Source organism: Brevibacterium sp. Lmc1 (assembly GCF_057654315.1).
This window is the reverse complement of sequence record NZ_CM172803.1, coordinates 163,200-188,446: the sequence shown is the minus strand read 5'-3', so window position 1 is coordinate 188,446 and position 25,247 is coordinate 163,200. Positions and strand designations below refer to the sequence as shown.

Here is a 25,247-nt window from a genome sequence, read left to right as displayed (position 1 = left end):
TCACACGCGCTCCAGCAGCAGTGCCGATCCCTGACCGACGCCCACGCACATGGTCGCCAGTCCGCGCTTCGCATCGGCCTGTTCCAGACGGTTGAGCAGGGTCAGCGTGATGCGGGTGCCCGAGCAGCCCAGCGGATGGCCCAGCGCGATCGCGCCGCCGAAGCCGTTGACGGTCTCCGGGTCGAGTCCGAGGTCGCCCATGCACGCCAACGACTGGGAGGCGAAGGCTTCGTTGAGTTCGACGGCGTCGAGTTCGCCGACCTTCCACCCGGTGCGCTCGAGCACCTTGCGAGTCGCGGGGACGGGTCCGATGCCCATGATCTCCGGGGACACACCGGCATTGGCACCGGCGACGACGCGGGCGCGCGGGGTGAGTCCGTGCTTGTTCGCATAGTCCTCGGACACGAGCACGACGACGGCGGCACCGTCGTTGAGCGACGAGGAGTTTCCTGCGGTGATGAGTCCGCCGGGTCCGTGGATGGGGCGCAGCTTGCCGAGCTTCTCCTGGGTCGAATCGGCGCGCGGGCCTTCATCGGCGGCGACGTCGCCGATGGGCAGAATCTCCGGGTCGAAGCTGCCGGCCTTCTGCGCGGCCAGGGCCTTCTGATGCGACTGGTAGGCGAATTCGTCGAGGGCCTCGCGGGTGAGCTTCCACTTCTCGGCGACGCGTTCGGCCGTCTGCGGCATGGACAGAGTCGTGTCCTCATCGAAGGCGGGGTTCGTGAACCGCCATCCGATCGAGGTGTCCCAGGTCCGGCCCGGCTTCGACCAGGCGCGTGAGGGCTTCTCGCTCACCCAGGGAGCACGGGTCATCGATTCGACTCCGCCGGCCACGACCACATCGGCGTCTCCGGCGGCGATCATCGCCCGCGCCGTCGTGATCGCAGTCATCCCCGAGGCGCACAGACGGTTGACGGTGAACCCGGGCACGGACTCGGGAAGTCCGGCCAGGAGCACGGCCATGCGCGCGATGTTCCGGTTGTCCTCACCGGCCTGGTTCGCCGAGCCGAGGATGACCTCGTCGATATCGGTCGGGTCGATGCCCGCCCGCTCGACGACGGTCTTCATCGTGGTCGCCACGAGGTCGTCGGGCCGCTGGTCGGCCAGTGCACCCCCGTAGCGTCCGATGGGGGTGCGCAGTCCGTCCAGAATGAATGCCTCGGGCATGGGTCTCCTCGCTGAAGAGTTCGGGTTGGTGACATGGTACGGGCTTGCACCCGTTGGTGTGCGGGCCCGCGCCCGCTGGGGTTCGGGACGCTTACGAGTCGAAGTCGACGACGACTTCGTCGCTGACGGGGAACGTCTGACAGGTGAGGACGAAGTTGGCCTCGACCTCGGCGTCCTCGAGGGCGTAGTTGCGGACCATGTTGACCTCGCCGCCGCAGATCTTCGCGCGGCAGGTTCCGCAGACGCCGCCCTTGCAGGCGAACGGCAGATCGGACCGGGATTCCTGCGCGGAATCGAGGATGGTCTTGCCCTGCGACATCGCCGAGGTGGAGCGTTTGCCGTCGAGGATGACCGTGACGTCGCTGGTTGCGCCTTCGACGACCTTGTCCGCGTGGACGACCTCCGGTGGCGGTTCGTCGACGTAGAAGAGCTCGAAGTGGATCCGCTCCTTGGGCACGTCGAATTCGGCGAGCACCTTGCGGGCATCTTCGAGCATGCCGAAGGGTCCGCACAGCCACACATGGTCCATGCTGCCGATCGGAACGATCGCAGAGAACAGATCTCGCAGCTTCTCCTCGTCGAGGCGGCCGGAGAACAGTTCGACATCGCGGGGTTCGCGGGAGAGCACGTGAACGAGGTCGAGCTGCTGGTTGCGGGCGTCCTTGAGGTCGGCGAGCTCCTCGGCGAACATCACGGTGTTCGTGTGCCGGTTGCCGTAGAGCAGAGTCACCGAGGCTTCGGGGTTGGACAGCACGGTCGACGCGATGGAGAGCATCGGGGTGATTCCCGATCCTGCGGCGATGCACAGGTGCTTGCCGCCAGCCGAAGCATCGGCGCGGAAGCTGCCCGAGGGCGGCTGCACCTCGATGACGTCGCCGGCTCGGACCTCGTTGACCAGCCACAGGGAGAAGAGTCCTTCGGGGACTTCGCGCACACCGATGCGCGGGGCGGTTCCGGCCGGGGCGCAGATCGAATAGGTGCGGCGGTGCTCCTGACCGTCGATGATGCGACGCAGGGTCAGGGACTGTCCGGCCGCGAAGTCGAAGAGTTCGCTGTATTCTCCGGGCACGTCGAAGGTCACGGCGGCCGAATCCTCGGTGAGGTGGTCGACGGATTTCACGATCAGCGGGTAGAAAGCCGACCGGGAGCGTCCGTCGGAGGCTTCGGTGGCGGGGGCCGCCTCGGCGGTCTGATCGATCAGATCGGTCATCAGATCTCCTTCACATGGTCGAACGGTTCGAGGCAGACGTTGCACTGGTACATGGCCTTGCATGCGGTCGCGCCGAACTCGGAGGACAGCCTGACGTCGTCGGATCCGCACAGCACGCAGGTCACGGCCCGGCGGGTGGGCATGAGCGTCAGCGCCACCGGGCCGGAGTTGCGCGGTGCGGCTCCGGGCGGGGAGATTCCGGCGTCCTTGAGGGCCTTCTTCCCACGTTCGGTGATCCAGTCGCTCGTCCAGGCAGGCGTCAGGGACACGCGGACCTCGGCATCGGGGAATCCGGCGAGGAGGAGTTCGCGTTGGAGGTCATCGCGCATCGTCGCCATCGCCGGGCATCCCGAATAGGTGGGGGTGATGATGGTGACGACGTGGCCGTCTTCGATCGTGACGTCGCGCAGCACGCCGAGGTCGAGGAGGGTGAGCATCGGCATCTCGGGGTCGGTCACACGTTCGGCGGCGGCCCAGGCACGGTCGATCGCCTCGGCGGCGGTGTCAGTCGTACGAGTATCCATGTCAGCTGTGCGGGTGTCGGTCGGGGAGGTCTCGAGCATGGCGGTCACCACTGCCCCTCCGGATGCTCCCGGGCGACGACCTGCATCTCGGCGAGCAGCTTCGACAGGGCCTCGGTGTGGAGTCCGTCCCGGCCCTTGCCGCCGTGGACGCCGACTCCGGCCAGACCTCCGCGTTCGGGGCGGTCGATTCCGGCCGCGGCGAACACCTGGTCGAGGATCACGGATGCCTCATCGGCCACTGTCGCGGGGTCAACGCCGATTCCGGCCTCGGCCACGGAGGCTTCGACCGAGTGGGTCTCGAAGAGCTCTGTCCACAGCGGCCACAGTCCATCGAGGGCTGCCACCAAGCGAGACTTCGATTCTTCGGTGCCGCGGGCCAGGGTCACGACCCAGCGTCCGGCGAAGTCGCGGTGGTAGGACATCTCCTTCACGCCCTTGGCCGCGATGGCCGCGAGCACGGTGTCGCGGCTGTCGACGAGGCGTTCGAAGATCGACAGACGCCAGGTGGAGTAGATGAGGATCTTCGCGACCGCCTCGGCGAAGTCGCCGTTGGGCACCTCGGCCAGGCGGACGTTGCGGAAGCCCAGGTCGTTGCGGAAGAACGCGAGGCGGTCCTCATCGGGCACCGGGGAGCCTGCGGGCAGTTCGGGCACGAGCTCCGGATCGGCGGCAGCGGCGCGGGCGAGCAGGAGTCGCGCCTGACCGAGCAGGTCGAGGGCGATGTTCGCCAACGCGATGTCCTCTTCGAGGTCCGGGGCGTTCGAGCACCATTCGGAGATCCGCTGGGAGAAGACGAGCGCGTCATCGCCGAGCATGAGGCAGTACGCGCCGAGGTCCTTCGCGTCGACGCCGTCGGGAACGGTCGTGTCGACTCCGGCCAGGGGGTCTTCGAAGTCGGTGCCGAAGGCCCAGTTCGCGTCGTTGACGAGCAGTCCGGAGTACGCGTTGTCGTGCGTATCGTGTTCGACGTTCGTGCCGGCTTCGTCGTGTTCGACGTGGATGGTGGGTTCGTTGTTCGCAGTCATTTCTCGCCCCTACTCACATATGGGGGACATCGGAAGGGATGTCGTAGAAGGTGGGGTGACGGTAGACCTTGTCGCCGCTGGGGGCGAACATCGGGTCCTTCTCGTCCGGGCTCGAGGCCGTGATGTCGGAGGCGCGGACGACCCAGATGCTCACGCCTTCGTTGCGTCGGGTGTAGACGTCGCGGGCGTGGTGGACGGCCATCTGGTCATCGGCAGCGTGCAGCGATCCGACGTGGACGTGGTTGAGTCCGCGCTTGCCGCGCACGAAGACCTCGTAGAGCGGCCATTCGCCGCGGGTCGAGCCGGTCGAGCCGGAATTGTCCTTCGCCGAGGCGGCGCCGGGGTTGGTCTCGGTCATTTCGCTGCCTCCTCGGCGGTGGTGGATTCATCGGCGGCGGGGGTCGTCTCTGCCGCCTCGGCGTTCTGGTTCTCGGCGAAGGCGAGCGCTGCTTCGCGCACCCATGCCCCTTCGTCCCAGGCGCGCTTGCGGTGGGCCAGACGCTGGGCGTTGCAGGGTCCGTCGCCCTTGACGACGGCCCAGAACTCGTCCCAGTTCGGGGTGGAGAAGTCGTAGTGTCCGCGCTCTTCGTTCCACTTGAGGTTCTCGTCGGGGAACGTCACGCCCAGCGCCTCGGCCTGCGGGACGGACATGTCGACGAACTTCTGACGCAGCTCGTCGTTGGTGTGGGTCTTGATGCCCCAGGCCATCGACTGCTCGGTGTTCGGGGAATTGTCGTCGGGGGGTCCGAACATCATCAGCGCCGGCCACCAGAAGCGGTTGACCGATTCCTGGACCATCTCGCGCTGGGTCTCGGTGCCGCGCATCATCGTCATCAGCAGTTCGTAGCCCTGACGCTGGTGGAACGACTCCTCTTTGCACACGCGGATCATCGCGCGGCCGTAAGGGCCGAAGGAGGTCCGGCACAGCGGCACCTGGTTGCAGATGGCCGCCCCGTCGACGAGCCAGCCGATCGTGCCGACATCGGTGTACGACAGGGTCGGGTAGTTGAAGATCGAGGAGTACTTCTGCTTGCCGGCGACGAGCTTCTCGGTGAGTTCGTTGCGCGTGGCGCCCAGGGTCTCGGCGGCCGAGTAGAGGTAGAGGCCGTGTCCGGCTTCGTCCTGGACCTTCGCCAGCAGGATGGCCTTGCGCCGCAGGGAGGGGGCGCGGGAGATCCAGTTGCCCTCGGGCTGCATGCCGATGATCTCCGAGTGCGCGTGCTGCGCGACCTGGCGGATGAGCGTCTTGCGGTAGGCCTCGGGCATCCAGTCCCGGGGTTCGATCCGATCCTTGGCCTCGATCGTGGCGTCGAACTGCTCCTGCAGCTGCGCCTCGTCGAAGCGGTTGTCGTTCACTTGAGTTGTCATGACCACTCCACCCTTGGATGTGCCCTTGTCAGGACCTGCCTCGGTCAGCGTCTGCCGACCTCGAATCGGTCCGACCATCGTAGAACCTTCGGGCTGGGACATCCATTTACTGACCATTTGTTCTGTATTGTTGCCACCAGTGTCGCACACCCCTCGCCGAGGCGCAATGCCGCCCACAACGGAGCCGCCCTGCCGACGCCGTGCCGTTCAGTGGATTGTTGGGTCGATCCGCGGCGTTCTCGGTGCCGAAACCACCGTGGATCGACCCAACAATCCAGCTTCCACCTCGAACAAATTCCACCGCAGAACTTGACACCGGCGACGATCGGAACGATATTTATTGACCAGATGGTCGTTTATTCTCCGACGGGCAGCCCGTCCGGAATCGCGGGGGATCTTTCACCGTCGTCCAAGCGCAGCGGCGCCGGCACCTCCCGTGCCTCGGTGCCCGAAACCGCGACTCGAGGAGGAGCCGACTATGGGACAACCCGCCCACGATACGACGACCGCGGAGTCGGAGACCCCGGACGCCCCCTCCCCAACCGAGGAGCTCACCGGCGCGGCCGCGATGTTCGCCAATGACCGCGCCTCCCAGCACCTGGGCATCATCGTCGATGACCACGGACCCGGCTGGGCACAGTGCTCGATGACGGTCACCGACATCATGACCAACGGCCACGACATCACCCACGGCGGCTACGTCTTCCTCTTCGCCGACACCACCTTCGCGATGGCCTGCAACTATCCCGGCTCGATCACGGTCGCCTCGGGAGGGGACATCGACTTCCTCAAACCCACCTACCTCGGAGACGAGCTCGTCGCCCGCGGCAAGGAGATCGTCAAGCAGGGGCGCTCGGGCATCTACGACGTCACTGTCACCCGCGGCGATGACATCATCGCCACCTACCGCGGACGCTCCCGCACGCTGCCCGCCCGCAAGTAGACCCGGCCGACCCCACGACCTTCCGACCCGCGTCCGGCACCCAGCCGCGCCGGACCACCCCCACCAAACCACCCGTCGACGACCGGACACCGAAGAACGGTGGACCACCTCGGCGGTCTTTGGATCTGACACACAGAAGAGATTCGCAAGGAGACGATGATGACTGAGACCGACCTCGACGCCGGCGAACGGATGAGCCTGGACGAGCTGCGCTCCGACCAGCTGAAGAACCTCAAGACGACGGTGACCTCGGTGTACGAACGGGTGCCGTTCTACCGGAAGGCCTTCGACGACCTCGGCGTGACTCCCGCCGACATCACGAGCCTCGATGACATTGCGAAGCTGCCGTTCACGAACAAGCAGGACCTGCGCGACAACTACCCATTCGGTCTCTTCGCCGTCCCGCAGGACCAGGTCGCACGCATCCACGCGTCCTCGGGCACGACGGGTCTGCCGACGGTCGTCGGCTACACCCTCGGCGATCTCGATCGGTGGGGCAGCCTCATTGCGCGGTCCATCATCGGCGCCGGCGGCAAACGCGGGCAGATGATGCACAATGCCTACGGATACGGCCTGTTCACCGGCGGACTCGGCGTCCACGGCGCAGAGCGTCACGGCTTCACCGTCGTCCCGATCTCCGGCGGGCAGACCCCGCGCCAGGTGCAGCTCATCCAGGACTTCAAGCCGGACATCATCACGGCCACCCCGACTTACCTGCTCACGATCCTCGACGAATTCCACAAGCAGGGCATCGATCCGACTTCGACGAGCCTGAAGACCGCGATCTGCGGTGCTGAGCCGTGGACGGACGAGATGCGCAAGGAGATCGAGAACTCCTTCAACATCAACGCCGTCGACATCTACGGCCTCTCCGAGGTCATGGGCCCGGGTGTGGCCTGCGAATCCGCAGAGACGAAGGACGGCCCGACGATCTGGGAGGACCATTTCTACCCGGAGATCGTCGATCCCTTCACCGGCGAAGTGCTGCCCGACGGTGAGGAGGGCGAACTCGTCTTCACCTCGCTGACGAAGGAAGCGCTGCCGATCATCCGCTACCGCACGCACGACCTCGCGACCCTGCTGCCGGGCACCGCTCGCCCGAACTTCCGCCGCATCTCGCGCATCACCGGTCGCTCCGATGACCTCATGATCATCCGCGGCGTCAACGTCTACCCCGCGAACGTCGAGACCGTGCTCTTCGAATTCGCGCCGCTGAGCCCGCACTTCCAGCTCGTCCTCACCCGCCCGGGCCGGATGGACGAGATGAGCGTCGAGGTCGAGGCCCGCGAGGGTGTGGGCGCCGTCGAGCTCGACGGTCTCGACAAGCTCGTGGCCGCTCGGATCAAGGAGCGCCTCGGCGTCTCCTGCACCATCGACATCAAGATGCCCGGCGACCTGCCTCGTTCGGTCGGCAAGATGAAGCGCATCATCGACCGTCGCGAAGGCGTGCGCTGAGATGAGCACTCTGGATTCGGGCATGCGCACCTGCCGCTTTGTGACCGGATTCGCGGCGATCTGCCGCGGATCTCGTTAGACTGGTGCGCATGCCTGAATCCCCCTCAACTGAGGTGACCGCCCCCAAACGCTCCCGCCGCGGCCGTCCCGGCTACGACCGGGAGACCCTGATCAACAAGGCCACCGAAGTCTTCGTCTCGCGTGGCTACGACGGCACCTCGATGGACACCGTCGCCCGCGAGCTCGGCATCACGAAGTCGGCGATCTACCATCACGTGACGTCGAAGGAAGAGCTGCTGCATCTGGCGATCAGCCGCGGGGTCCGCGCCCTCGATTCGGCGGTGGAGACCGAGAGTCTGCGTGAGGACGTCAACGCGCTCGAACGGCTGCGGTTGGCCGTGCGCGCCAGCGTGGTCATCCTCATCGAGTACCACCATTCGGTGACCCTGCTGCTGCGGGTGCGCGGGAACTCACCTCTGGAACGAGAGGCCCTCGAGGCCCGCCGCCGTATCGATGCGAAGGTCCGCGCTCTCGTCGAGAGCGCCATCGCCGAGGGTGGTCTGCGCTCGGATTTCACTCCCGGGCTCATCACGCGTCTGCTCTTCGGCATGGTCAACTCGATCACCGAGTGGTACCGCCCCAGCTATCCCGTCGACCCCGACACCATCGCCGAGGCGGTCACGACGATGGCCTTCCAGGGGCTGGAGGCCTAAGGGCCTTCACGCCGCCGAACTTTTGGACAGCGACGTCCCGGGAAGAATGTCATGAGTGCTGCCGCCACGACGGTTCCGATCATCCTCAATCCGAGTGCACGCAAAGGTGCCGTGCTCAAGCGGATCGACCCCCTGACGACGGCATTAGCCGCGCACGGACTCGAGGCAACATTCGTCAGGAGCACCAGTGCGGACCATGCCAGGCAGCTCGCTGCCGACTTCGCCGCGCAGGGCTCCGATCTCGTCGTCTCCCTCGGCGGTGATGGGATGGCGCGTTCGGTCGCGGCCGGACTCGTCGACACGGATACCGCGTTGGGCGTCATCGGCGGTGGACGCGGCAATGACCTCATCGGCAAACTCGGCATTCCGAAGGACATCGAAGCCGCCGCGGCCATCATGGCCGACGGCCGTGACCGGACCATCGATGTGCTCGACCTCGACGGACAGGTGTGCCTCGGCAATGTCTGCCTCGGCCTAGACTCGACAGTGCAGCACCAAGCGAATCTGGCGAGGGTCATCCGCGGACGCTGGGTCTACTTCTACGGCGTCGTCCGTGCACTGCTGCCGCCCAAGCGCATCGAGCTGAAGCTGACGATCGACGGTCAGCACCTCGACTTCCGTGGGCTCACCGCGGGGTTCGCGAATTCCGGCCGCTACGGCGGCGGGCTCCGGCTCTCCCCCGAGGCGGCCCTCGACGACGGTCTCATCGACGTGGTTCTGCTCCGGGAGGGGTTCCTGCCCAAGCTCGCCGTCGAAGTCGTGGAATACAGCCTCGGCCGGCATCACCGACACCCGCATATCCACTTCGCTCACGCCCGGGAGGTGGAGATCGACGTCCCCGAGGGCGCTGCGCCGGTCGAAATCATCGTCGACGGCGACGCGATCGCTCAGACCCCCGCCACAGTGAGGATCCGACCGTCATCGCTGAAGGTCCGCGTCCCGCAGACCTCCTGAACGACGATGCCCCGCGCGGAGGATGTGCATCCTCGGCGCGGGGCGTCGTCATAGCGGCAGGCCTACCCAGCCTTCGCCTCAGTATTCCTTAGCCACGAGGGTGAGCACATCGTAGTTCGCCACGGGTTCGTCGTTCTGGTTGACGACCTGCGCGTCCCAGCGGACCTCACCGTATTCGTCGGTCTCACGCGGGGTGATGCGCTTGGCGGTGAGCGTCACCTTGAGCTTGTCACCTGGGGAGACAGGCGTGATGAAGTTGAGCCCTTCGAGTCCGTAGTTCGCGAGCACCGGGCCCGGGTCCGGCTGGACGAAGAGTCCGGCGGCGAAGGACACGATGAGGTAGCCGTGCGCCACGCGTCCCGGGAAGAACGGGTTCGCGGCGGCCGCCTCCTCGTTCATGTGGGCGTAGAAGGTATCCCCGGTGAAGTTCGCGAAGTGCTCGATATCGTCGAGCGTGACTTCCCGCCACTCCGAATCGAGAGTGTCGCCGAGGCGCAGATCCGCAAGCGACTTCGTGAACGGATGATCGCCGAGGCGGCGCTCCGACCCGTTGACCCATTCCCCGCCGATCGCGGTGAGCATGTCCGGGGAGGCCTGGATCGCGGTGCGCTGCATGAAGTGTGTGATACCGCGCAGTCCGCCCATCTCCTCACCGCCGCCGGCCCGTCCGGGGCCGCCGTGGATGAGGTTCGGCAGCGGCGAACCGTGACCGGTCGACTCTTCGGCATCGTCACGATCGAGGACGAGCACACGGCCGTGCCATGGGGCGATCTTCCGGACGAATTCGGTGGCGAACTCACGGTCGTGAGTGACGACGGAGCCGACCAGCGAACCGCGGCCACGGGCGGCCAGGCGGACGGCCTCCTCGGTGTCGGAATAGGTGATGATCGAGGTCACGGGCCCAAAAGCCTCGATGTCGTGGACGGCATCGGACCAAGCGTCATCGGCCTGGAGGACGGTGGCCGCCACATAGGCACCACCGTGTTCGGCAGCCAGACGATCGGATTCCTCACGCCCGCCGGTGAGCACGCGGGCTCCCCCGGCGATGATCTGGTCGACCGCGTCGAGGACGTCGGTGCGCTGCTTGTCGGAGACGACGGGGCCCAGGCGGGTGGACTTCTCGCGCGGATCCCCCACACCTTGGGTGGCGAGCTTCGCGGTGATGGCCTCAGCAACCGCCTCGGCGTGGGCCTGCGGCACGAAGGTGCGGCGGATCGCGGTGCACTTCTGTCCGGCCTTGACGGTCATCTCGGCGACGACGCCGGAGACGAAGAGGTCGAATTCTTGCGTGCCGGGTGCGGCATCGGGACCGAGCAGGGAGAAGTTGAGCGAGTCCGCCTCGGCGAAGAAGCGGGTGCCGCGCTGGGTCACGCAGTCGAGCGCGGACAGCGTGCGGGCGGTGTTCGCGGAACCAGTGAAGGCGATCGCGTCCTGTTCGGCGAGGCGGTCGAAGAGCGGGGTGACGTCACCGGAGACCAGCTGGATCGCGCCGGCAGGGAGCAGACCGGATTCGATCATATCCGCGACCACGGCACGGGTCAGGTGGGCGGTGTCGGTGGCGGGCTTGACGACGACGGGGACGCCGGCGACGAACATCGGTCCGAACTTCTCGAGCATGCCCCAGACGGGGAAGTTGAAGGCGTTGATCTGCAGCGCGAGGCCCTGCCGGGAGGTGAGGATGTGGCGGCCGACGAAGGTGCCGTTCTTCGACAGGCGTTCGACTCCGCCGTCGAGGTGGACGGTCGAGTTCGGCATCTGGCGGCGGGCGACGCCGGAATAGGTGAAGAGTGTGCCGATTCCGCCTTCGATGTCGACGAAGGCGTCGCGCTTCGTGGTGCCGGTGGTGAAGGAGATCTCGTGGTAGTCCTTCGTGCGCTCCATGAGGTAGGTCGCGAGCTTCTTGAGGATCACACCGCGCTGGTGGAAGGTGAGCTTCTGCAGTTCGGCGATGCCGGTGGTCCGGGCGTGGTCGGCGACGGCGGAGAAATCGACTCCGGCCGAGCTCACCGAGTGCAGGAGCTCCCCCGTGCCGGCGTCGCGGACGGGCCGGGCACCGTCGGCCGAGCCGGGGGTGTGCCAGGTTCCGGCCACATAGGAACTGAGGATTTCGGTCATGCTTTGCTCTCCCTGGTGAAACGACGTCTCCCGGTCCACGGCGGCCGCATTCGGCACCGCTGCCGATTCCTCAACATATACTAACCAATCGGTCGGTAATTGTCACCGAGTGACACGGGGGTGCATTCTGACCTATGATCGTTCTCAATTACTGACCAGGCAGTCAGTCGAGGCAGACGTCCATCCGTCCGCCGCCAGACCCGAGGCACCGGCGATCACTCAGAGTCGAGGACCACCGCCTCCGGAGACGGCACCCGGCAAAGTCGCCCAGCAACAGAAGGTTCCGCTCATGTCCGCCACCGCTTCAGGCCCGGTCACTCCGAATCCGGCCACCCCTCATTCGATCACCCGCGAGGAGCGTAAGGTCCTCGCCGGCACCCTCGTCGGCACCACCATCGAGTGGTACGACTTCTTCATCTACGCTCAGGCCGCCGGCCTCGTCCTCTCCGCCCAGTACTTCGGCCCTTTGGCCGCGGACAATCCGGCACTCGGCCAGATCATGGCGTGGGCGTCTCTGGGCATCTCGTTCCTCTTCCGCCCGTTGGGCGCGATCATCGCCGGCCACCTCGGCGATCGGATCGGACGCAAGAAGATGCTCGTGCTCACGCTCATCCTCATGGGGGCCGCGACCTCGCTCATCGGACTGCTCCCGAACTACGCGATGATCGGTGTCGGCGCACCGATCCTGCTCACCCTGCTGCGGATCCTCCAGGGCTTCTCCGCCGGCGGCGAATGGGGTGGGGCCGCGCTGCTGTCGGTCGAGCATGCTCCGATCTCCAAGCGCGGCATCTTCGGTGCGTACCCGCAGATCGGCGTGCCGGTCGGCATGATCCTGGCCACCGGTGTGATCTGGGTGCTCACCACGGTCCTCTCCGCCGAACAGTTCGCGAGCTTCGGATGGAGGATCCCGTTCCTCTTCTCCGTCGTCCTCGTCTTCGTCGGCTATTACATCCGCCGGCAGGTCGAGGAGTCCCCGGTCTTCGCCGAGCTCGCCGAGCGCAAGGCCGAATCCTCGGCTCCTTTGGGCACCCTGTTCAAGAAGAACACGAAGGAAGTCGTCCTCTCCGCGCTCATCTTCATCGGCAACAACGCCGTGGGCTACATGATCATCGCGTTCTTCGCCGCCTACGCCTCACGCCCCATCGCCGAGGGCGGATCGGTTGGCCTAGACCGTGCACCCGTACTGTTGGCGACGACGCTCGCGAGCTTCGGCTGGCTGGTGTTCACGATGTGGGGCGGTGCGCTGTCGGACAAGCTCGGTCGCGTGCGGACCTTCCAGATCGGGTACGTCCTGCTCATCGTCTGGCTCATCCCGACCTTCCTCATGATCGATATGGCCAACATATGGATGTACGGCATCGGCATCTTCGTCCTCACCGTCGGCATGGGCCTGTCCTATGGCCCGATGTCCGCGATGTATGCGGAGATGTTCCCCGTCGAGGTCCGCTACTCGGGCGTCTCGATCGGCTACGCGCTCGGCGCGATCCTCGGCGGCGCCTTCGCCCCGACCATCGCCGAGACCCTGCTCGCCGAGACCGGCTCATCGATCTCGATCGCGATCTACATGATCATCGTGTGCATCATCTCGCTCATCGGCGTCAGCCTCGTCAAGGAGACGAAGGGCAACGACCTCGGCCTGACGAAGCATCACTGAGGCTGCCGCGAACCCCTGGTTCGTCACCTGCACCTCGATTTCCTGGTCGATCCACGGTGATTCCTCCGCCTGAAACGCCGTGGATCGACCCAACAATCCACCGAGGCGGCGCACCCCCTCAGCAGCTCTCGCATAGGCTGATGAGATGACTGAGCTGACGTACTCCGACATCGAAGCCGCCGCTGCACGGATCACCGGCCGTGTGCGCCCGGTGACCGTGGCCCCGGCCGACGAGGAAGGACACGTCTTCGCCCTCGAGTTCATGCAGCACACCGGCACGTTCAAGGCCCGCGGTGCACAGAACTTCATCCAGGCTCACCTTGCCGAAGGCACCTTCCCCGAGGCGGGAGTGACGATCGCCTCGGGCGGCAACGCGGGGCTCGCCTGCGCCTGGGCCGCCCGTGCCGCCGGTGTACCGGCGACCGTATTCCTGCCGACCACCGCGCCGAGCGTGAAGGTCGAACGGCTGCGTTCGTATGGCGCGCGAGTGGAGTTGGTCGGTTCCGAATTCGCCGAGGCGGCCGCCGCCTGCCAGGAATTCGTCGACTCATCGGGGGCGCTGGCCTCGCACGCCTACGACCATCCGCTCATCGCTGCGGGCGCGGGCACGCTGATGACCGAGATCCTGGCGCAAGTGCCTGATCTCGACACGGTCGTCGTCTCCGTCGGAGGCGGCGGCCTGTTCGCCGGGGTTGCGACGGCCGCGACCCATCACGGGGTGCGAACAGTGGCTGTCGAGCCGGAGAACTGTCGAGCGCTGAATGCAGCGATTGAGGCGGACGAGCCGGTCGACGTCACAGTCGATTCGGTGGCCGCGGATTCGCTCGGTGCCCGTCGCGCCACACCGCTGGCACAGGAGGCGGCACGGTCGGATCTGGTCACCTCGGTGCTGGTCAGCGACAACGCGATCGTCGAAGCTCGGCAGCGACTGTGGGACGAACACCGGTTGGCGGTCGAGCACGCCGCGGCGACGGCATTGGCGGGAGTCCGCGGTGTCGGCTATGTGCCGGCCGAGGGCGAGAAAGTCTGCGTCGTCCTCTGCGGGGCGAATACGAGCCTCGGCGATCTCTGAGGCGCAGTCAGCGCGGTCGAAGGCAGGAAGTCAGCGTGTTCGGTCGCGGTCCTTCGATTTCAACGAGGCCTTGATGAGGCCGAAGATCGCGAGCGCCACGACGACGGTGATGATGGCCTTGACGAGGAACCACGCGATGGAGAACGCGACATTGACCACCCACCATGCGATGATGATGGCGATGATCGCGCCGATGATGCTCCACACGGTACTCATCTTCATGCCTCAAGCCTAGGCCCGAGTGCACAGCCGTGCAATGCGCGCGGTGATCGTCCCAGCCGATCCTCAGCACGGACGCAGTTCGTCAGCCGAGCACCGCACCGGACCGGACTGCGCGGGCCGACCAGCGGCGGTCGGCGAAGCCCACCTCGATCGGATGGTCGAAGGCGGCGGTGACCTGCTCGGAGGTGAGCACCTCGGCGATGGGACCGGCGGCGGTCAGCCGACCGTCGGAGATGAGCGCGGCATGCGTGGTGGTCTCGGGGATCTCCTCGAGATGGTGGGTGACCAGCAGCGTCGACAGCTCCGGCGAGCGCACCGACAGGGCGTCGATGGTCTCGAGCAGCTGTTCGCGGGCGGCCACGTCGAGACCTGTGGTCGGTTCGTCGAAGAGCAGCAGCTGAGGTTCGGCGATGAGCGACCGGGCGACGAGCGCACGCCCGCGCTCCCCCTGTGATAGCACTTTCCACCCGACGTCGGCGCGGGAGCCCAGACCCACCTCGGCGATCTGGGCATCGGCCTTCGCAACATCCTCGGGTGAGGGCTCCCACCGCATGGGTCGTTCGACGGTGCCGGTCAGCCCGGTGAGGACGACCTCGCGGACGGTGAGGTTCGACCGCAGCGGATGGCGCGGGTTGACGTGTCCGATGAGGCGGCGCAGCGCTGCGAGCTCGACCCGGCCCATGCGTGATCCGAGGATGTCGACGGTGCCCGAGGTCGGGAACACCTGCGCCGAGGCGAAACTCAGCAGGGTCGATTTCCCCGCCCCGTTCGGACCGATGAGCACCCAGTGCTCGCCGGCACTGATGCGCAGATCGATGCCATGGAGGATCTGCGTCTGCCCACGCCGGAATGTCACACCGGCGATTTCGAGGACCGTCTCTGCCACGTCTCACCTCCACTTCGGATCATCTGTCGAACATCGCCCATGGGCCGATGTTCGATCCCGAGCAGCTGTCTGCGTCCGGGCTCCTCGATTCTAGGACCCAATTCGCCGAGGCGGCCCCCGCACTGCAAGGCCTACGTTCCGCATCGTGGATCTGTGATCGGATCCCGTTCAGGTCAGAGATGGCTCGAAAGGTGAGCTCAGTTCAGGTTTGATCGTAGTTGCAGGAAACCGCAACAAGCCCTTCTGGCAGACCACTTATGCGGTCTCGAATAGTCTCCTCAGCTTCAGCAGAGATCATTGCTTCAATCCGAATATCACCAGCGTCATCGATCGATTCGCGAACTTCATAAATATGGTCGTCTTCGATTCCCTCGAATATAGTCATGGCATTTTCGTAATCAGATTTCTCCCATTTCGATCTTCTGACGCAGACATGTTCAGAGAGATCTATGCCCACCAACTCAGAGTTCAGTTGATTGTCATTGAAGGCAGTGATCAGAAGAACGGATTGAGACGGCGATACACGAATGCGGTTCGATGTTGCAATGTTGCCCTGGTCGCACAATGAGCAGAAGTCAGCCCAAAGCGTGTCGAATCTCGCATCATCAACACCAGCCCCCACGGCCTGAGCCCAGGCTCGAACCCACTCACGCCTTCTCTCGGAATCACTGAGAAGTCTCTGGAAGTGATCATCTGGCGAAGACTCAGCATTCATCAACCGCACTCTACGCCGACTGCACTGTATTCGCTCACCAGGAACAGGACTCAGTGTTTCGAGGGCACATGTGCTGGCTCGTGCACACCGCTCATGCGTCCTCCGGTGCCGAGATCTCACGGCGGAGGATCTTGCCGGTCGGGCCCTTGGGCAGCTCGTCGACGATCCACACATTGCGGGGGTATTTGTACGCGGCGACGCGGTCCTTCGCGAACTCACGCAGCGCTTCGGCGTCGACGCTGCTGCCGGCCTTGAGGGCGACGGCGGCCCCGATCTCCTCACCGAGGTCGTCATTCGCGATGCCGATCACAGCCGCCTCGGCGACGGCTTCGTGCTCGTAGAGCGCTTCCTCGACCTCACGCGGATAGACGTTGTAGCCGCCGCGGATGATGAGGTCCTTCTTCCGGTCGACGATCGTGTAATAGCCGTCCTCGTCCTGCTCGGCGAGGTCGCCGGAGTGGAACCATCCGTCGCGGATGGCCACCTGCGTCGCCTCCGGCCGACCCCAGTACCCCTTCATCACGGGTTCGCCCTTGATGGCGATCTCGCCGATCTCACCGACTGGAACGTCGTTGTCGTCATCGTCGACGAGCTTCATCTCGACTCCACGCACGGGCACGCCGATGGTGCCGGTCTTGCGTTCCATGCCCGGCTGGTTGAAACAGGCGACCGGTGAGGTCTCGGACAGCCCGTAGCCTTCGAGGATGATGCAGTCGAAAGCGGATTCGAAGTTCTTCATCACCTCGACCGGCATCGCCGATCCGCCGGAGATGCATGAGCGCAGGCTGGAGACGTCGAAGTTCTCCCGCCCTTCGGCGTTGAGCATGCGCGCGTACATCGTCGGCACACCGATGAAGATGCTGACCTTCGCTTCCTGAATGGTCTCGAGGGCCTCGATCGGGTCGAAGCGCGGGATGAGGGCAAGGCAGGATCCGCTGAGCACAGAGGCATTGAGTCCGCAGGTCAGGCCGAAGCAGTGGAACAGCGGCAGGCAGCCCATGACCATGTCGTCCTCGGTGAGGAAGGTGAGGGTCTCGGCGGTGACGGCCGCGTTCGTCATCATATTGAAGTGGGTGAGTTCCGCGCCCTTCGGCTGTCCGGTGGTGCCCGAGGTGTAGAGGAGCACGACGGTGTCGTCGTCGGCGCGGGACACCACCTCAGGTGTCGGGTCGAAGACGGCCAGCTGATCGGCGAAATCGGCGGGGTCGACGCGCACGCATTCGATGCCGACCGCGGCCGCCGCCTTCCCGGCCTCGCCCGCCATATCCTTCCACGCGAAGACGATCTGAGCCCCGGAATCTTCGAGGTAGTACTGCACCTCACGGTCCTTGAGCAGCGGGTTCATCGGCACGACGATCGCGCCGACGGACAGTGCACCGTAGAAGAGGACGGGGAATTCGAGAACGTTGGGCAGGACGAGTCCGACGCGGTCGCCGGGCCCGATTCCCCTGTCCTTGAGCATCGTCGCCACCCGCTGCGCCTGGTCCTGCAGCTGCGCATACGTCAGCACGGAATCGCCGAGGCGGACGGCAGGTCGCTGCCCGTGCCGGCTCGCGGTGGCGGTGAGATTGTCGGCGAGGTTGGTCATGTCTTCCTCCAGGCTTGATTCGTTCGTCGTTGATCGGCTCGGTGCTGGCGCTGGGACCACCACTGGTTGTGGCCCCAGCACAGGAGAAGAGTCGACTGAGCGGACGTGTCCGACTCCCGTTCGGTTCCCGCCGTCCGGCTCTATGGTGCCCACTCTGCCGTTGCCGGCGACCTCGGGCAACAGGATGCGCAACAGAAACACGGGTCATCGATTGTGGTCGGACGACAAGGATGCCCGTAAGCTTCTGCCATGGTCGCCAATCCACTCGTCCTGCGCATCGTCGACCGTGTCCGAGCAACGCTGCCGGCCACGGTCCAACGTTCGGTCAGCCGCACCTGGCGGGAAGTGCCCGCTTATCCGGCCAGCCCGGACAAGAATCTCGCCGAGGATCTCACCGCACACACGTTCACCGTCTTCGAAGCCGCGCTCACCCCCTTGGAGGAGGGCCGCCGCGCGACCGCCGAGGACTTCCCGATCACCGCTTCCCAAGCCCGGCGGCGACTGCGGCAGGGAGTGACCCTGCCGGACTTCCTCACCGGTTTCCGGATCGGGCAGGAGACTCTGTGGGAGGCGATCGTCGATGCCTCGGATTCCGAACAGGAGACCCGCGACGAGGCGCTGCACATCGCCATCCACGTCATGAGCGTCATCGAGGTCGGCAGCTCCGTCGGGGCCGTCGCTTTCCTTGAGACCCAGCAGCTTGAGATGGCTGAGGGCGACCGGGTCCGCCGTGACCTCGTCGACGATCTGCTCTCCGGTCGCCGCTTGGCACCGGGGCCGAGCGCGGACCTCGCCGAGGTGTCCGACCTCCGCCCGGATTCGCGCCTGCTCGTCGCCACGGCCACCTCGCAGACTCCGCTGCGTGATGATCGAGGGATGCGGGAGGTCATCACCGCCCTGCGCTCGGTCTTCGACGTCGGCCGTCGCGGCATCGCCGTGGTCCTCCAGGATCAGATCGTCGGCATCACCCCGGTGACCTCCGACGGCACGACCACCCTGGCCGATCTCGAACGGGTCCACCGGGAGCTGTCCCGCCACGGCACCGACCTGTGCGTGGGCACCTCCACCGTCCATGAGGGCCTCGACCGTGTGCCCGAGGCGTACCGCGAGGCTGTGCTCGCCCAGGAGAGTCTCAACGGTGTGCCGGGGGTGAGGTCGCTGCATGCCCTCACTCCGCTCGACTACCTCGTCACCCTCGACGATAAGGTCGCCCACCGCCTCATCCGTCCCGAACTGCGCCGGTTCGTCGAGGACGATCTCGCCGCCGGCGGTGTCCTCATCGAAACGCTGCTCGAATACGCGGCGTGTGACCTCAACGCCAAACTCGCCGCCGAGCACCTCCATGTCCACGTGAACACCGCGTACTACCGACTCGACACCGCAGCCGACCGCACCGGCCGCAACGTCCGCAGCTTCACCGACCTACAGGAGACGATCATCGCCATCCGCATGCTCACCGCGCGCGGAAACGTCCCGATCTCGAATTGAACGATCCCCGCGCCGAGGCGGCCCATCCCCGGAACGGGAGAGTCGCCTCGGCGTGGGGATCGATGACCTCACGAACCGACGTCGGATCCTCAGGACCTGACGTCGGATGGTCAGGCCGGAACCGGGACCTCGGCCGGGGCCGGCAGCACGAGCGCGTATCCGTGCTTGGCCCAGTCGGTGTCGAGGCTTTCCTGGACCGCTTTGACCTGGGTGTATTCGGTCAGGGCGTCGGGGCCGAGTTCGCGGCCGATGCCGCTCTGCTTGTACCCGCCGAACGGGTTGAACGGGAAGCCCGCGTGCCAGTCGTTGACCCACACGGTGCCGGCCTCGAGGGCGTTCGCAACAGCGCGGGCACGCTCGGATGAGCCCCAGACTCCGGCGGAGAGTCCGTATTCGCTGTCGTTGGCGATCGCGATCGCCTCGGCTTCGTCGTCGTAGCCGATGACGACGAGGACCGGACCGAACACCTCCTCGCGGGCGATGCGCATGTCGTTGGTGACATCGGTGAACACGATCGGCGGCACCCAGGCCCCGGCCTCGAACATCTCCCCCGCAGGAAGGGTTCCGCGGTAGGCCAGCGTCGCTCCCTCCTCGGCGGCGATCGCCAGGTAGCGTTCGACCCTGGCCTTCTGGTCCTGGGAGGCGACCGGGCCCATGTCCGAGGCGGGATCGGTCGGGTCGCCGATCGTCACATCCTGCAATCGGGTGATGAGGCGGTCGACGATCTCGTCCTTGCGCGAATTGGGCACGAGCAGTCGGGTGCCGGATTCGCAGACCTGCCCGGAGTACATGAGGAAGGCGAAGATCGATCCGTCGATCGCGGCGTCGAGGTCCGCGTCATCGAGGATGATGTTCGGGCCCTTGCCGCCGAGTTCAAGGGTCACCTTCTTGAGGTTGTCGGCGGCTGCGCGCTGGACGCTCTTGCCGACCTCAGTCGATCCGGTGAAGCCGATCTTGCGGACGTCGGGGTGTTCGGCGAGCCGGGCGCCGACGGTCTCGCCGGGGCCGGTGATGATGTTGAGGACTCCGGGCGGCAGGCCCGCCTCTTCGGCGGAGCGGGCGAGTTCGAGCAGGGTCAGCGGGGTGTTCTCGTCAGCCTTGAGGACGAAGGTGTTGCCTGCCGCCAGGGCCGGTCCAAGTTTCCATCCGGCGAGAACGAGGGGGAAGTTGAAGGGCACGATGCCGGCGCAGACCCCGATGGGTTCGCGGCGAATGGTCGCTCGCGCATCGCCGGTGGCCGGTGCCAGCGGATTGTCCTGCTCGGGGGTGAAGCCGCGGGCCATGCCCGCGAAGACCCGCAGGTTCGCCACACCGAGGCCGATGTGGAAGGCGCCGGCGGTGCGCACGGTGACCCCGTTCTCGGCGGTCGCCAGGGCGGACAGCCGCTCGGCCTTGGCCTCCATGCTCGCGGCGATCCGGTCGAGGATGTCCGCGCGCTGGTCAGGCGTCATGTTCCGCCACGTGCCCTCTTCGTGAGCGGCAACGGCAGCGGCGACCGCGGCATCGGCATGCTCGACTCCGCCGAAGGCGACTCGGGCGGCGGTCTGCCCGGTGGCCGGTGACGTGATCGCGTGTTTCTCGGCGGTGTCGATCCATTGGCCGTCGATGAACATTCGGTAGGTGGGAATCTCGGTCATGCCGGAACCTCGTCTTTCTGTGTGATGGGGGTGGCCGCCTCGGTGGCGGTGGTGGGCTTCGCGGTGCGAGTGGCGGTGGTGCGGGATTCGGCGATGAGGTCGGCGGCCTTCTCGCCGATCATGATCGTCGGGGCGTTCGTATTGCCGCGCACGACGGTGGGCATCACCGAAGCGTCGGCAACGCGCAGTCCGTCGACGCCGATGACCTTGAGCTCGGGGTCGACGACGTGGCCGATCGAGCAGGTCGAGGTCGGGTGGTAGAGCGTCTGTCCGACCTGCCGGGCGAAGTCGAGCAGCTCCTCGTCGCTGAAGCCCTCGGGGACGATGAAGTCGTCCTTGATGACGGCCTGCATCGCCGGCTGGGAGGCGATCTTCAGCGCGATGCGCAGTCCGGCGAGGATGCTCTGCTTGTCCTCTTCGGATCCGAGGTAGTTGTGGAGGATCCGGGGTGCGACCTTCGGGTCGGGCGAGCGCAGGGTGAGCGTTCCGGTGCTCGTGGGTTTGAGGACGCAGGGACCAGCGGCCAGTCCTTGGACCGTCTGGGCGCCCAGCCCTTCCTCGGCGAAGAGGCAGGGGGTGGAGTGGAACTGCACATCGGGACCGTTCAGCCCTTCTCGGGTTTCGAAGAAGCCGCCGGCTTCGCCGATGTTCGAGGTCAGCGGGCCGCGGCCGGCGGTCTGCAGCAGTTCGGCGTTGGCCGGGGAGACGGCGGTCTTGAGCGTTTCGAGGTCGGTCGTGTAGTTGAGCATGACCATGTAGTGGTCCTGCATGCGCTCACCGACAGGCAGGTCGGCGACCTTCTCGATGCCGAAGGCGTCGAGCTGGGCGGCCGGGCCGACGCCGGAGAGCAGGAGGAGGTGGGCGGAGCCGTAGGCGCCGGCCGAGAGCACGACCTCACGGTTCGCACGGATCTGTTCGATCTCGCCGTAGCGTTCGATCTCGACGCCGACGGCACGGCTGCCCTCGATGAGCACCTTGCGGGCGTGGGCGTCGGTGATGACGGTGAGGTTCTTCCGCTCCGCCACGGGGTGGAGGTAGGCGACGGCGGTGCTGCAGCGCATGCCGTCGCGTTGGGTGACTTGGAAGCGGCCGACGCCGAGCTGTTCACCGGAGTTGAAGTCCTCGTTGTGGTCGAATCCGGCTTCGACGGCACCGTCGACCCAGGCGTCGCACAGAGGGTTCATCGACCGGGATTCGGAGACGGTCAGTGGGCCGTCGGCTCCGTGGAAGTCGTCTGCCCCGCGCTCATTGGATTCGGCTTTCCGGAAGTAGGGAAGGACGTCGTCATAGGACCAGCCGGTGGCACCGTCGGCGGCCCACTGATCGTAGTCGGCGCGGTTGCCGCGGATGTAGGTCATCGCGTTCATCGAGCTCGATCCGCCGAGCATCTTGCCGCGGGGAAGGTAGGCGCGGCGGCGGTGGAGTTCGGGTTCCGGTTCGGTGTCGAGGTCCCAGTCCCACTGGCTCTTGAACAGGGTGCTGAATGCGGCTGGGATGTGGATCTCGTCGGCGGTGTCGGCGGCTCCGGCTTCGATGAGCGCGACCTTGACGTCGGGATCTTCGCTCAGCCGAGCGGCCAGCACACATCCGGCCGATCCTGCGCCTACCACGATGTAGTCGTACATGATGTCCTCACTGTTGCGTCATTGCTTCGGGGTGCAGTTCGAGTGTGGTGCAGGCCACAGTAAGGACGCTTCGTGAGTCGGCCCAGACTTCACGGCGCTCGATTGTGAGTCGACCACAAATGGACCCTGGACCCCGGGGCGTTTTCCAGGGAAGGTGGATCGTCCCAGGTCAGCTCGCCGAGGCGGCCCTCGACTCGTCGCAGGCGGCAGTGGGGGATCGGTGCGGTGTCAGTCGGCCCGGGTGTGCAGTCTCGGTCGGTAGACGAGTTCGTGAATGCTTCCGTCGAGCAGCGTCGATTCGAGGAGGTCGAGGTCGAAATCCGCGGCTCCGGCGAAGACCGGCTGGGCCCCGGTCTGACCTGTGATGACGGGGTAGACGGTGACTTGGACTCGGTCGACGAGTCCGGCGGCCATGAGCGCTCTGTTCATCGACAGGGATCCGTGTGAGCGGATCGGCACATCTGATTCGTCCTTCAGCGCAGCGACCACATCGGCGGCATCGCCACGGGCGATGGTGGCGTCGGGCCAATCGATCGGCTCGTCCAGAGTGGTCGAGACGACTGTGGTCGGGCTCTGTCTCATGGCCGTCACCCAGGGGTCGAGCACATCGGGGAACTCGTCAGCGGCGGCGAGCATGGCGGCGAATTCGCGGAAGGTGGTCGCACCGAGGACCACACGGCAGCCGTCGCTGTAGGTTCGCAGCCGGTGGTCGAGCAGTTCGGGGCCCTGTTTGCCCCAGTAGCCTCCCCAGTCGCCTTCGGGGATGATCGAGGCGAACCCGTCGAGGCTCATGAAGACATCGAAGGTGTAGGTCGCGGACATGGTCGCTCCTGTCAGAACGCGCCCCGAAGTGGGTGCGGTGGTCCAAGTGTGCGCTTCGGCGGCCGCGCGCACCACCCCCGGGCACCGGTTCCGGCGACGGGCCATAATGGAGTCATGCACGATGCCGCCGATTCGAATGAGGACCTCCGCGAGGAATATCGCATCAAGATGCGCGGTCGGCTGCTGCGTCGGTCCGCTTCGTTCAACGTCGCCCACGCCGTCGACAGCCTCGAACCGGGCACCGGCGCTCAGAGCATCCAACGCGCGCTGACCCTGCTCAACCTCGTCGGGCTCATCGCCGGGGAGCGGCGCGAGGGCGCGAGCCTGTCCGAGCTCGCTTCGATCAGCGGCCGCCCGAAGGCCAGCGTCCACCGCATGCTCCAGGCGCTCATCGCCATGGGCTACGTCGAACGCCTCGAAGAGGGCGGGTACCGCCTCGGCGTGCAGTCGCAGATCCTCGGTCAGCTGGCCCAGAAATCGGTGGACCCCCTGGTCACGGAGTCCGAGTCGAGTCTGATGCGCTTGGCCGAACTCAGTCAGGACACCGTCTTCCTTACCCTGCGCACGGGCAGCTATTCGATCTGCGCCCGCCGCGAGGAGGGCTTCGGTGAGATCTTCAACAACGCCCTGTCCGTGGGCGACCGCCACCCGCTGGGCATCGGCGCCGGATCGCTGGCGATCCTCTCCGAGCTCTCCCCCGCCGAGGTGGACGCCCAGTTCGAGGCCAACGCCGAGATCCTCGCCGAGAGGTATCCGAAGGTCTCCGTTCCGCACCTGCGCGACATCATCGATCAGGCCCGCATCGACGGCTTCGTCCACAATCCGGGGCTCTTCGCCAAGGGGTCGTGGGCGGTCGCGGTTCCGCTGCGTATCCGCGGCTCCCGACCGCGTGCGGCCCTGTCGATCGCCTCGATCGCCGACCGTGTCACCGGTTCCCGGGTCGAACGCCTCGTCGCTCTGCTGCGCCGGGAGGCGAAGGCCATCGCCGAGGCGCTGAGCTCCCAATCCGATCTCACTCCGGACTCCGGCGACCTCTGAGACGAGCAGCGGTCGGCGTCCGGTAGCGTGATGGGCATGCCGGAGACTCCTGACGCCGCGACCGTGTCCCTGACGATTCCCGAACTGCGTGACCTGTGCATCGCAGCGATCACCGCGGCCGGCGGATCACCAGCGCTGGCGCAGTCTCTGGCGGACGCGACAGTGGCGGCCGAGCGACGGGGCAAGACTGCTGTAGGCACGGCGCATCTCGGCGATTATCTCGACGGCCTCGAGGCCGGCCGCATCAACGGGCGGGCGCAGCCGAAGGTGACGAACCAATTGCCCGCCGCACACCACGTCGACGCCGACCGCGGCACCGCGCAGCTCGCCTTCGACGCAGCCTTCGACGACTACGCCTCGTCTGTCGCAACGCTCGGCATCTCCGTCCTCAACATCGCCAACGCCTTCACCGCCGGAGAGCTCGGCCACTTTACGACGCGACTGGCCGAACGAGGCCTGGTGGCGTTTGCCGGGGCCAACTCACCGGCGCTGATGTCGCTGTTCGGCGCACCGGGATCGGCGACCGGAACGAACCCGTTCTCGTTCGCCGTTCCCCATTCCGATGGCCCGCGGATGTTCGATCAGGCGACCAGTGCTACCGCGTGGGTCAACGTCCGCGACGCCGCCGATCGAGGAGAGACGATCCCCGACGAATGGGCACTCGCACCCGGCGGAGCGGCCACGAACGATGCCGAGGCCGCCCTCGCCGGTTCCCTGCTGCCATTCGGCGGGGTCAAGGGCAGCAATGTCGCTCTCATGATCGAACTCCTCGCCGTCCACGGCGGGGGCCGCTTCTCCGTCGACGCACCTGCCTTCGACTCGGGACAGGAGAGTCCGGGCACTGGCCTGTTCATCATCGCGATCGCGGCAGATGCTTTCGACCCTGACTATTCGCAGCGGGTCGCCGAGCATCTTGACCGTCTGCATGCACGGTTCGGCTTCGACTTCGGCCGCAAACGCAGCCTCGAGGTCGTCAAGCTGCCGGAGGAACTCCACTCTGCGCTGATCACTCGCAGCCGTAGTTGA

23 protein-coding genes are annotated in these 25,247 nt (G+C 66.1%); 9 read left to right on the top strand and 14 right to left on the bottom strand.

What is annotated here, in order from left to right; all coding sequences use genetic code 11:
- The 6 genes from AC239G_RS00825 to paaA form a co-directional block, all read right to left on the bottom strand.
- A complete protein-coding gene (locus AC239G_RS00825; RefSeq protein WP_487489586.1) occupies positions 1-1,167 on the bottom strand; it encodes a thiolase family protein in 1,167 nt (388 codons plus the stop codon).
- Between the two features lie 91 nt (positions 1,168-1,258).
- Entirely contained in the window at positions 1,259-2,377 is a 1,119-nt protein-coding gene (gene paaE, locus AC239G_RS00820) for a 1,2-phenylacetyl-CoA epoxidase subunit PaaE (protein WP_487489585.1), read from the bottom strand.
- Positions 2,377-2,952, bottom strand: coding sequence for a 1,2-phenylacetyl-CoA epoxidase subunit PaaD (paaD, locus tag AC239G_RS00815; protein WP_487489584.1), 576 nt, complete (start codon positions 2,950-2,952; stop codon positions 2,377-2,379). Before paaD ends, paaE begins: the two co-directional genes overlap by 1 nt.
- Positions 2,946-3,926 carry a 1,2-phenylacetyl-CoA epoxidase subunit PaaC gene (gene paaC, locus AC239G_RS00810; RefSeq protein WP_487489583.1) on the bottom strand — a complete coding sequence of 327 codons (981 nt, stop codon included), beginning with the start codon at positions 3,924-3,926 and terminating at the stop codon, positions 2,946-2,948. The genes paaD and paaC overlap by 7 nt, the downstream gene beginning before the upstream one ends.
- Positions 3,927-3,939: 13 nt before the next feature.
- Positions 3,940-4,284 (bottom strand): 1,2-phenylacetyl-CoA epoxidase subunit PaaB, encoded by a 345-nt coding sequence (gene paaB / locus AC239G_RS00805; RefSeq protein ID WP_487489582.1) that lies wholly within the window; start codon positions 4,282-4,284, stop codon positions 3,940-3,942.
- Positions 4,281-5,294, bottom strand: a complete 1,014-nt coding sequence (gene paaA, locus AC239G_RS00800; protein WP_487489581.1) for a 1,2-phenylacetyl-CoA epoxidase subunit PaaA — start codon at positions 5,292-5,294, stop codon at positions 4,281-4,283. The genes paaB and paaA overlap by 4 nt, the downstream gene beginning before the upstream one ends.
- Positions 5,295-5,772: 478 nt before the next feature.
- On the opposite strand from paaA, the gene paaI reads away from it, so the two are divergent.
- From paaI to AC239G_RS00780, 4 genes are all read left to right on the top strand, one after another.
- Positions 5,773-6,237: a hydroxyphenylacetyl-CoA thioesterase PaaI gene (gene paaI / locus AC239G_RS00795; RefSeq protein ID WP_487489580.1), complete on the top strand. Its 465-nt coding sequence runs from the start codon at positions 5,773-5,775 to the stop codon at positions 6,235-6,237.
- Between the two features lie 159 nt (positions 6,238-6,396).
- Positions 6,397-7,692 (top strand): phenylacetate--CoA ligase PaaK, encoded by a 1,296-nt coding sequence (paaK, locus tag AC239G_RS00790; RefSeq protein WP_487489579.1) that lies wholly within the window; start codon positions 6,397-6,399, stop codon positions 7,690-7,692.
- A gap of 89 nt (positions 7,693-7,781) precedes the next feature.
- Positions 7,782-8,405 (top strand): TetR/AcrR family transcriptional regulator, encoded by a 624-nt coding sequence (locus tag AC239G_RS00785; RefSeq protein WP_487489578.1) that lies wholly within the window; start codon positions 7,782-7,784, stop codon positions 8,403-8,405.
- A gap of 51 nt (positions 8,406-8,456) precedes the next feature.
- The gene (locus AC239G_RS00780; protein ID WP_487489577.1) at positions 8,457-9,359 is read left to right on the top strand and encodes a diacylglycerol/lipid kinase family protein; all 903 of its coding nucleotides are present in this window, start codon (positions 8,457-8,459) and stop codon (positions 9,357-9,359) included.
- Positions 9,360-9,437: 78 nt separating this feature from the next.
- Here AC239G_RS00780 and paaZ read toward each other — a convergent pair whose 3' ends face one another.
- Positions 9,438-11,474 (bottom strand): phenylacetic acid degradation bifunctional protein PaaZ, encoded by a 2,037-nt coding sequence (paaZ, locus tag AC239G_RS00775; RefSeq protein ID WP_139467741.1) that lies wholly within the window; start codon positions 11,472-11,474, stop codon positions 9,438-9,440.
- 289 nt (positions 11,475-11,763) lie between these two features.
- On the opposite strand from paaZ, the gene AC239G_RS00770 reads away from it, so the two are divergent.
- Together AC239G_RS00770 and AC239G_RS00765 are read left to right on the top strand one after the other, a co-directional pair.
- A complete protein-coding gene (locus AC239G_RS00770) occupies positions 11,764-13,128 on the top strand; it encodes an MFS transporter (protein WP_139467740.1) in 1,365 nt (454 codons plus the stop codon).
- Positions 13,129-13,273: 145 nt separating this feature from the next.
- Positions 13,274-14,200 carry a serine/threonine dehydratase gene (locus AC239G_RS00765; RefSeq protein ID WP_487489576.1) on the top strand — a complete coding sequence of 309 codons (927 nt, stop codon included), beginning with the start codon at positions 13,274-13,276 and terminating at the stop codon, positions 14,198-14,200.
- A 30-nt stretch (positions 14,201-14,230) separates the two neighbouring features.
- Here the strand turns inward: AC239G_RS00765 and AC239G_RS00760 are convergent, their stop codons facing one another.
- From AC239G_RS00760 to AC239G_RS00745, 4 genes are all read right to left on the bottom strand, one after another.
- Positions 14,231-14,422: a hypothetical protein gene (locus tag AC239G_RS00760; RefSeq protein ID WP_039211572.1), complete on the bottom strand. Its 192-nt coding sequence runs from the start codon at positions 14,420-14,422 to the stop codon at positions 14,231-14,233.
- Between the two features lie 82 nt (positions 14,423-14,504).
- Positions 14,505-15,308 carry an ABC transporter ATP-binding protein gene (locus AC239G_RS00755; RefSeq protein ID WP_487489575.1) on the bottom strand — a complete coding sequence of 268 codons (804 nt, stop codon included), beginning with the start codon at positions 15,306-15,308 and terminating at the stop codon, positions 14,505-14,507.
- Between the two features lie 202 nt (positions 15,309-15,510).
- Positions 15,511-16,023, bottom strand: a complete 513-nt coding sequence (locus AC239G_RS00750; RefSeq protein WP_139467737.1) for a hypothetical protein — start codon at positions 16,021-16,023, stop codon at positions 15,511-15,513.
- A 91-nt stretch (positions 16,024-16,114) separates the two neighbouring features.
- The gene (locus AC239G_RS00745) at positions 16,115-17,611 is read right to left on the bottom strand and encodes a long-chain-fatty-acid--CoA ligase (RefSeq protein ID WP_487489574.1); all 1,497 of its coding nucleotides are present in this window, start codon (positions 17,609-17,611) and stop codon (positions 16,115-16,117) included.
- Between the two features lie 249 nt (positions 17,612-17,860).
- On the opposite strand from AC239G_RS00745, the gene AC239G_RS00740 reads away from it, so the two are divergent.
- On the top strand, positions 17,861-19,099 hold the full coding sequence (locus tag AC239G_RS00740) for a PucR family transcriptional regulator (RefSeq protein ID WP_487489573.1): 1,239 nt from the start codon (positions 17,861-17,863) through the stop codon (positions 19,097-19,099).
- A gap of 110 nt (positions 19,100-19,209) precedes the next feature.
- Here AC239G_RS00740 and AC239G_RS00735 read toward each other — a convergent pair whose 3' ends face one another.
- The 3 genes from AC239G_RS00735 to AC239G_RS00725 form a co-directional block, all read right to left on the bottom strand.
- Positions 19,210-20,736: an aldehyde dehydrogenase family protein gene (locus AC239G_RS00735; protein ID WP_487489572.1), complete on the bottom strand. Its 1,527-nt coding sequence runs from the start codon at positions 20,734-20,736 to the stop codon at positions 19,210-19,212.
- Positions 20,733-22,361 carry a GMC family oxidoreductase gene (locus AC239G_RS00730; RefSeq protein ID WP_487489571.1) on the bottom strand — a complete coding sequence of 543 codons (1,629 nt, stop codon included), beginning with the start codon at positions 22,359-22,361 and terminating at the stop codon, positions 20,733-20,735. The genes AC239G_RS00735 and AC239G_RS00730 overlap by 4 nt, the downstream gene beginning before the upstream one ends.
- Positions 22,362-22,589: 228 nt before the next feature.
- Positions 22,590-23,183 carry a dihydrofolate reductase family protein gene (locus tag AC239G_RS00725; RefSeq protein WP_487489570.1) on the bottom strand — a complete coding sequence of 198 codons (594 nt, stop codon included), beginning with the start codon at positions 23,181-23,183 and terminating at the stop codon, positions 22,590-22,592.
- A 114-nt stretch (positions 23,184-23,297) separates the two neighbouring features.
- On the opposite strand from AC239G_RS00725, the gene AC239G_RS00720 reads away from it, so the two are divergent.
- Positions 23,298-24,221, top strand: coding sequence for an IclR family transcriptional regulator (locus AC239G_RS00720; protein ID WP_139467731.1), 924 nt, complete (start codon positions 23,298-23,300; stop codon positions 24,219-24,221).
- A 36-nt stretch (positions 24,222-24,257) separates the two neighbouring features.
- On the top strand, positions 24,258-25,247 hold the full coding sequence (locus AC239G_RS00715; RefSeq protein ID WP_487489569.1) for an Ldh family oxidoreductase: 990 nt from the start codon (positions 24,258-24,260) through the stop codon (positions 25,245-25,247).

What these genes read in the sequence shown, in the direction of transcription:
- AC239G_RS00825 (WP_487489586.1), bottom strand. Translation starts at nt 1,167, where the DNA reads ATGCCCGAGGCATTCATTCTGGACGGACTGCGCACCCCCATCGGACGC.
- paaE (WP_487489585.1), bottom strand. Translation starts at nt 2,377, where the DNA reads ATGACCGATCTGATCGATCAGACCGCCGAGGCGGCCCCCGCCACCGAA.
- paaC (WP_487489583.1), bottom strand. Translation starts at nt 3,926, where the DNA reads ATGACTGCGAACAACGAACCCACCATCCACGTCGAACACGACGAAGCC.
- paaB (WP_487489582.1), bottom strand. Translation starts at nt 4,284, where the DNA reads ATGACCGAGACCAACCCCGGCGCCGCCTCGGCGAAGGACAATTCCGGC.
- paaA (WP_487489581.1), bottom strand. Translation starts at nt 5,294, where the DNA reads ATGACAACTCAAGTGAACGACAACCGCTTCGACGAGGCGCAGCTGCAG.
- paaI (WP_487489580.1), top strand. Translation starts at nt 5,773, where the DNA reads ATGGGACAACCCGCCCACGATACGACGACCGCGGAGTCGGAGACCCCG.
- paaK (WP_487489579.1), top strand. Translation starts at nt 6,397, where the DNA reads ATGACTGAGACCGACCTCGACGCCGGCGAACGGATGAGCCTGGACGAG.
- AC239G_RS00785 (WP_487489578.1), top strand. Translation starts at nt 7,782, where the DNA reads ATGCCTGAATCCCCCTCAACTGAGGTGACCGCCCCCAAACGCTCCCGC.
- AC239G_RS00780 (WP_487489577.1), top strand. Translation starts at nt 8,457, where the DNA reads ATGAGTGCTGCCGCCACGACGGTTCCGATCATCCTCAATCCGAGTGCA.
- paaZ (WP_139467741.1), bottom strand. Translation starts at nt 11,474, where the DNA reads ATGACCGAAATCCTCAGTTCCTATGTGGCCGGAACCTGGCACACCCCC.
- AC239G_RS00770 (WP_139467740.1), top strand. Translation starts at nt 11,764, where the DNA reads ATGTCCGCCACCGCTTCAGGCCCGGTCACTCCGAATCCGGCCACCCCT.
- AC239G_RS00765 (WP_487489576.1), top strand. Translation starts at nt 13,274, where the DNA reads ATGACTGAGCTGACGTACTCCGACATCGAAGCCGCCGCTGCACGGATC.
- AC239G_RS00760 (WP_039211572.1), bottom strand. Translation starts at nt 14,422, where the DNA reads ATGAAGATGAGTACCGTGTGGAGCATCATCGGCGCGATCATCGCCATC.
- AC239G_RS00750 (WP_139467737.1), bottom strand. Translation starts at nt 16,023, where the DNA reads ATGAATGCTGAGTCTTCGCCAGATGATCACTTCCAGAGACTTCTCAGT.
- AC239G_RS00745 (WP_487489574.1), bottom strand. Translation starts at nt 17,611, where the DNA reads ATGACCAACCTCGCCGACAATCTCACCGCCACCGCGAGCCGGCACGGG.
- AC239G_RS00740 (WP_487489573.1), top strand. Translation starts at nt 17,861, where the DNA reads ATGGTCGCCAATCCACTCGTCCTGCGCATCGTCGACCGTGTCCGAGCA.
- AC239G_RS00735 (WP_487489572.1), bottom strand. Translation starts at nt 20,736, where the DNA reads ATGACCGAGATTCCCACCTACCGAATGTTCATCGACGGCCAATGGATC.
- AC239G_RS00730 (WP_487489571.1), bottom strand. Translation starts at nt 22,361, where the DNA reads ATGTACGACTACATCGTGGTAGGCGCAGGATCGGCCGGATGTGTGCTG.
- AC239G_RS00725 (WP_487489570.1), bottom strand. Translation starts at nt 23,183, where the DNA reads ATGTCCGCGACCTACACCTTCGATGTCTTCATGAGCCTCGACGGGTTC.
- AC239G_RS00720 (WP_139467731.1), top strand. Translation starts at nt 23,298, where the DNA reads ATGCACGATGCCGCCGATTCGAATGAGGACCTCCGCGAGGAATATCGC.
- AC239G_RS00715 (WP_487489569.1), top strand. Translation starts at nt 24,258, where the DNA reads ATGCCGGAGACTCCTGACGCCGCGACCGTGTCCCTGACGATTCCCGAA.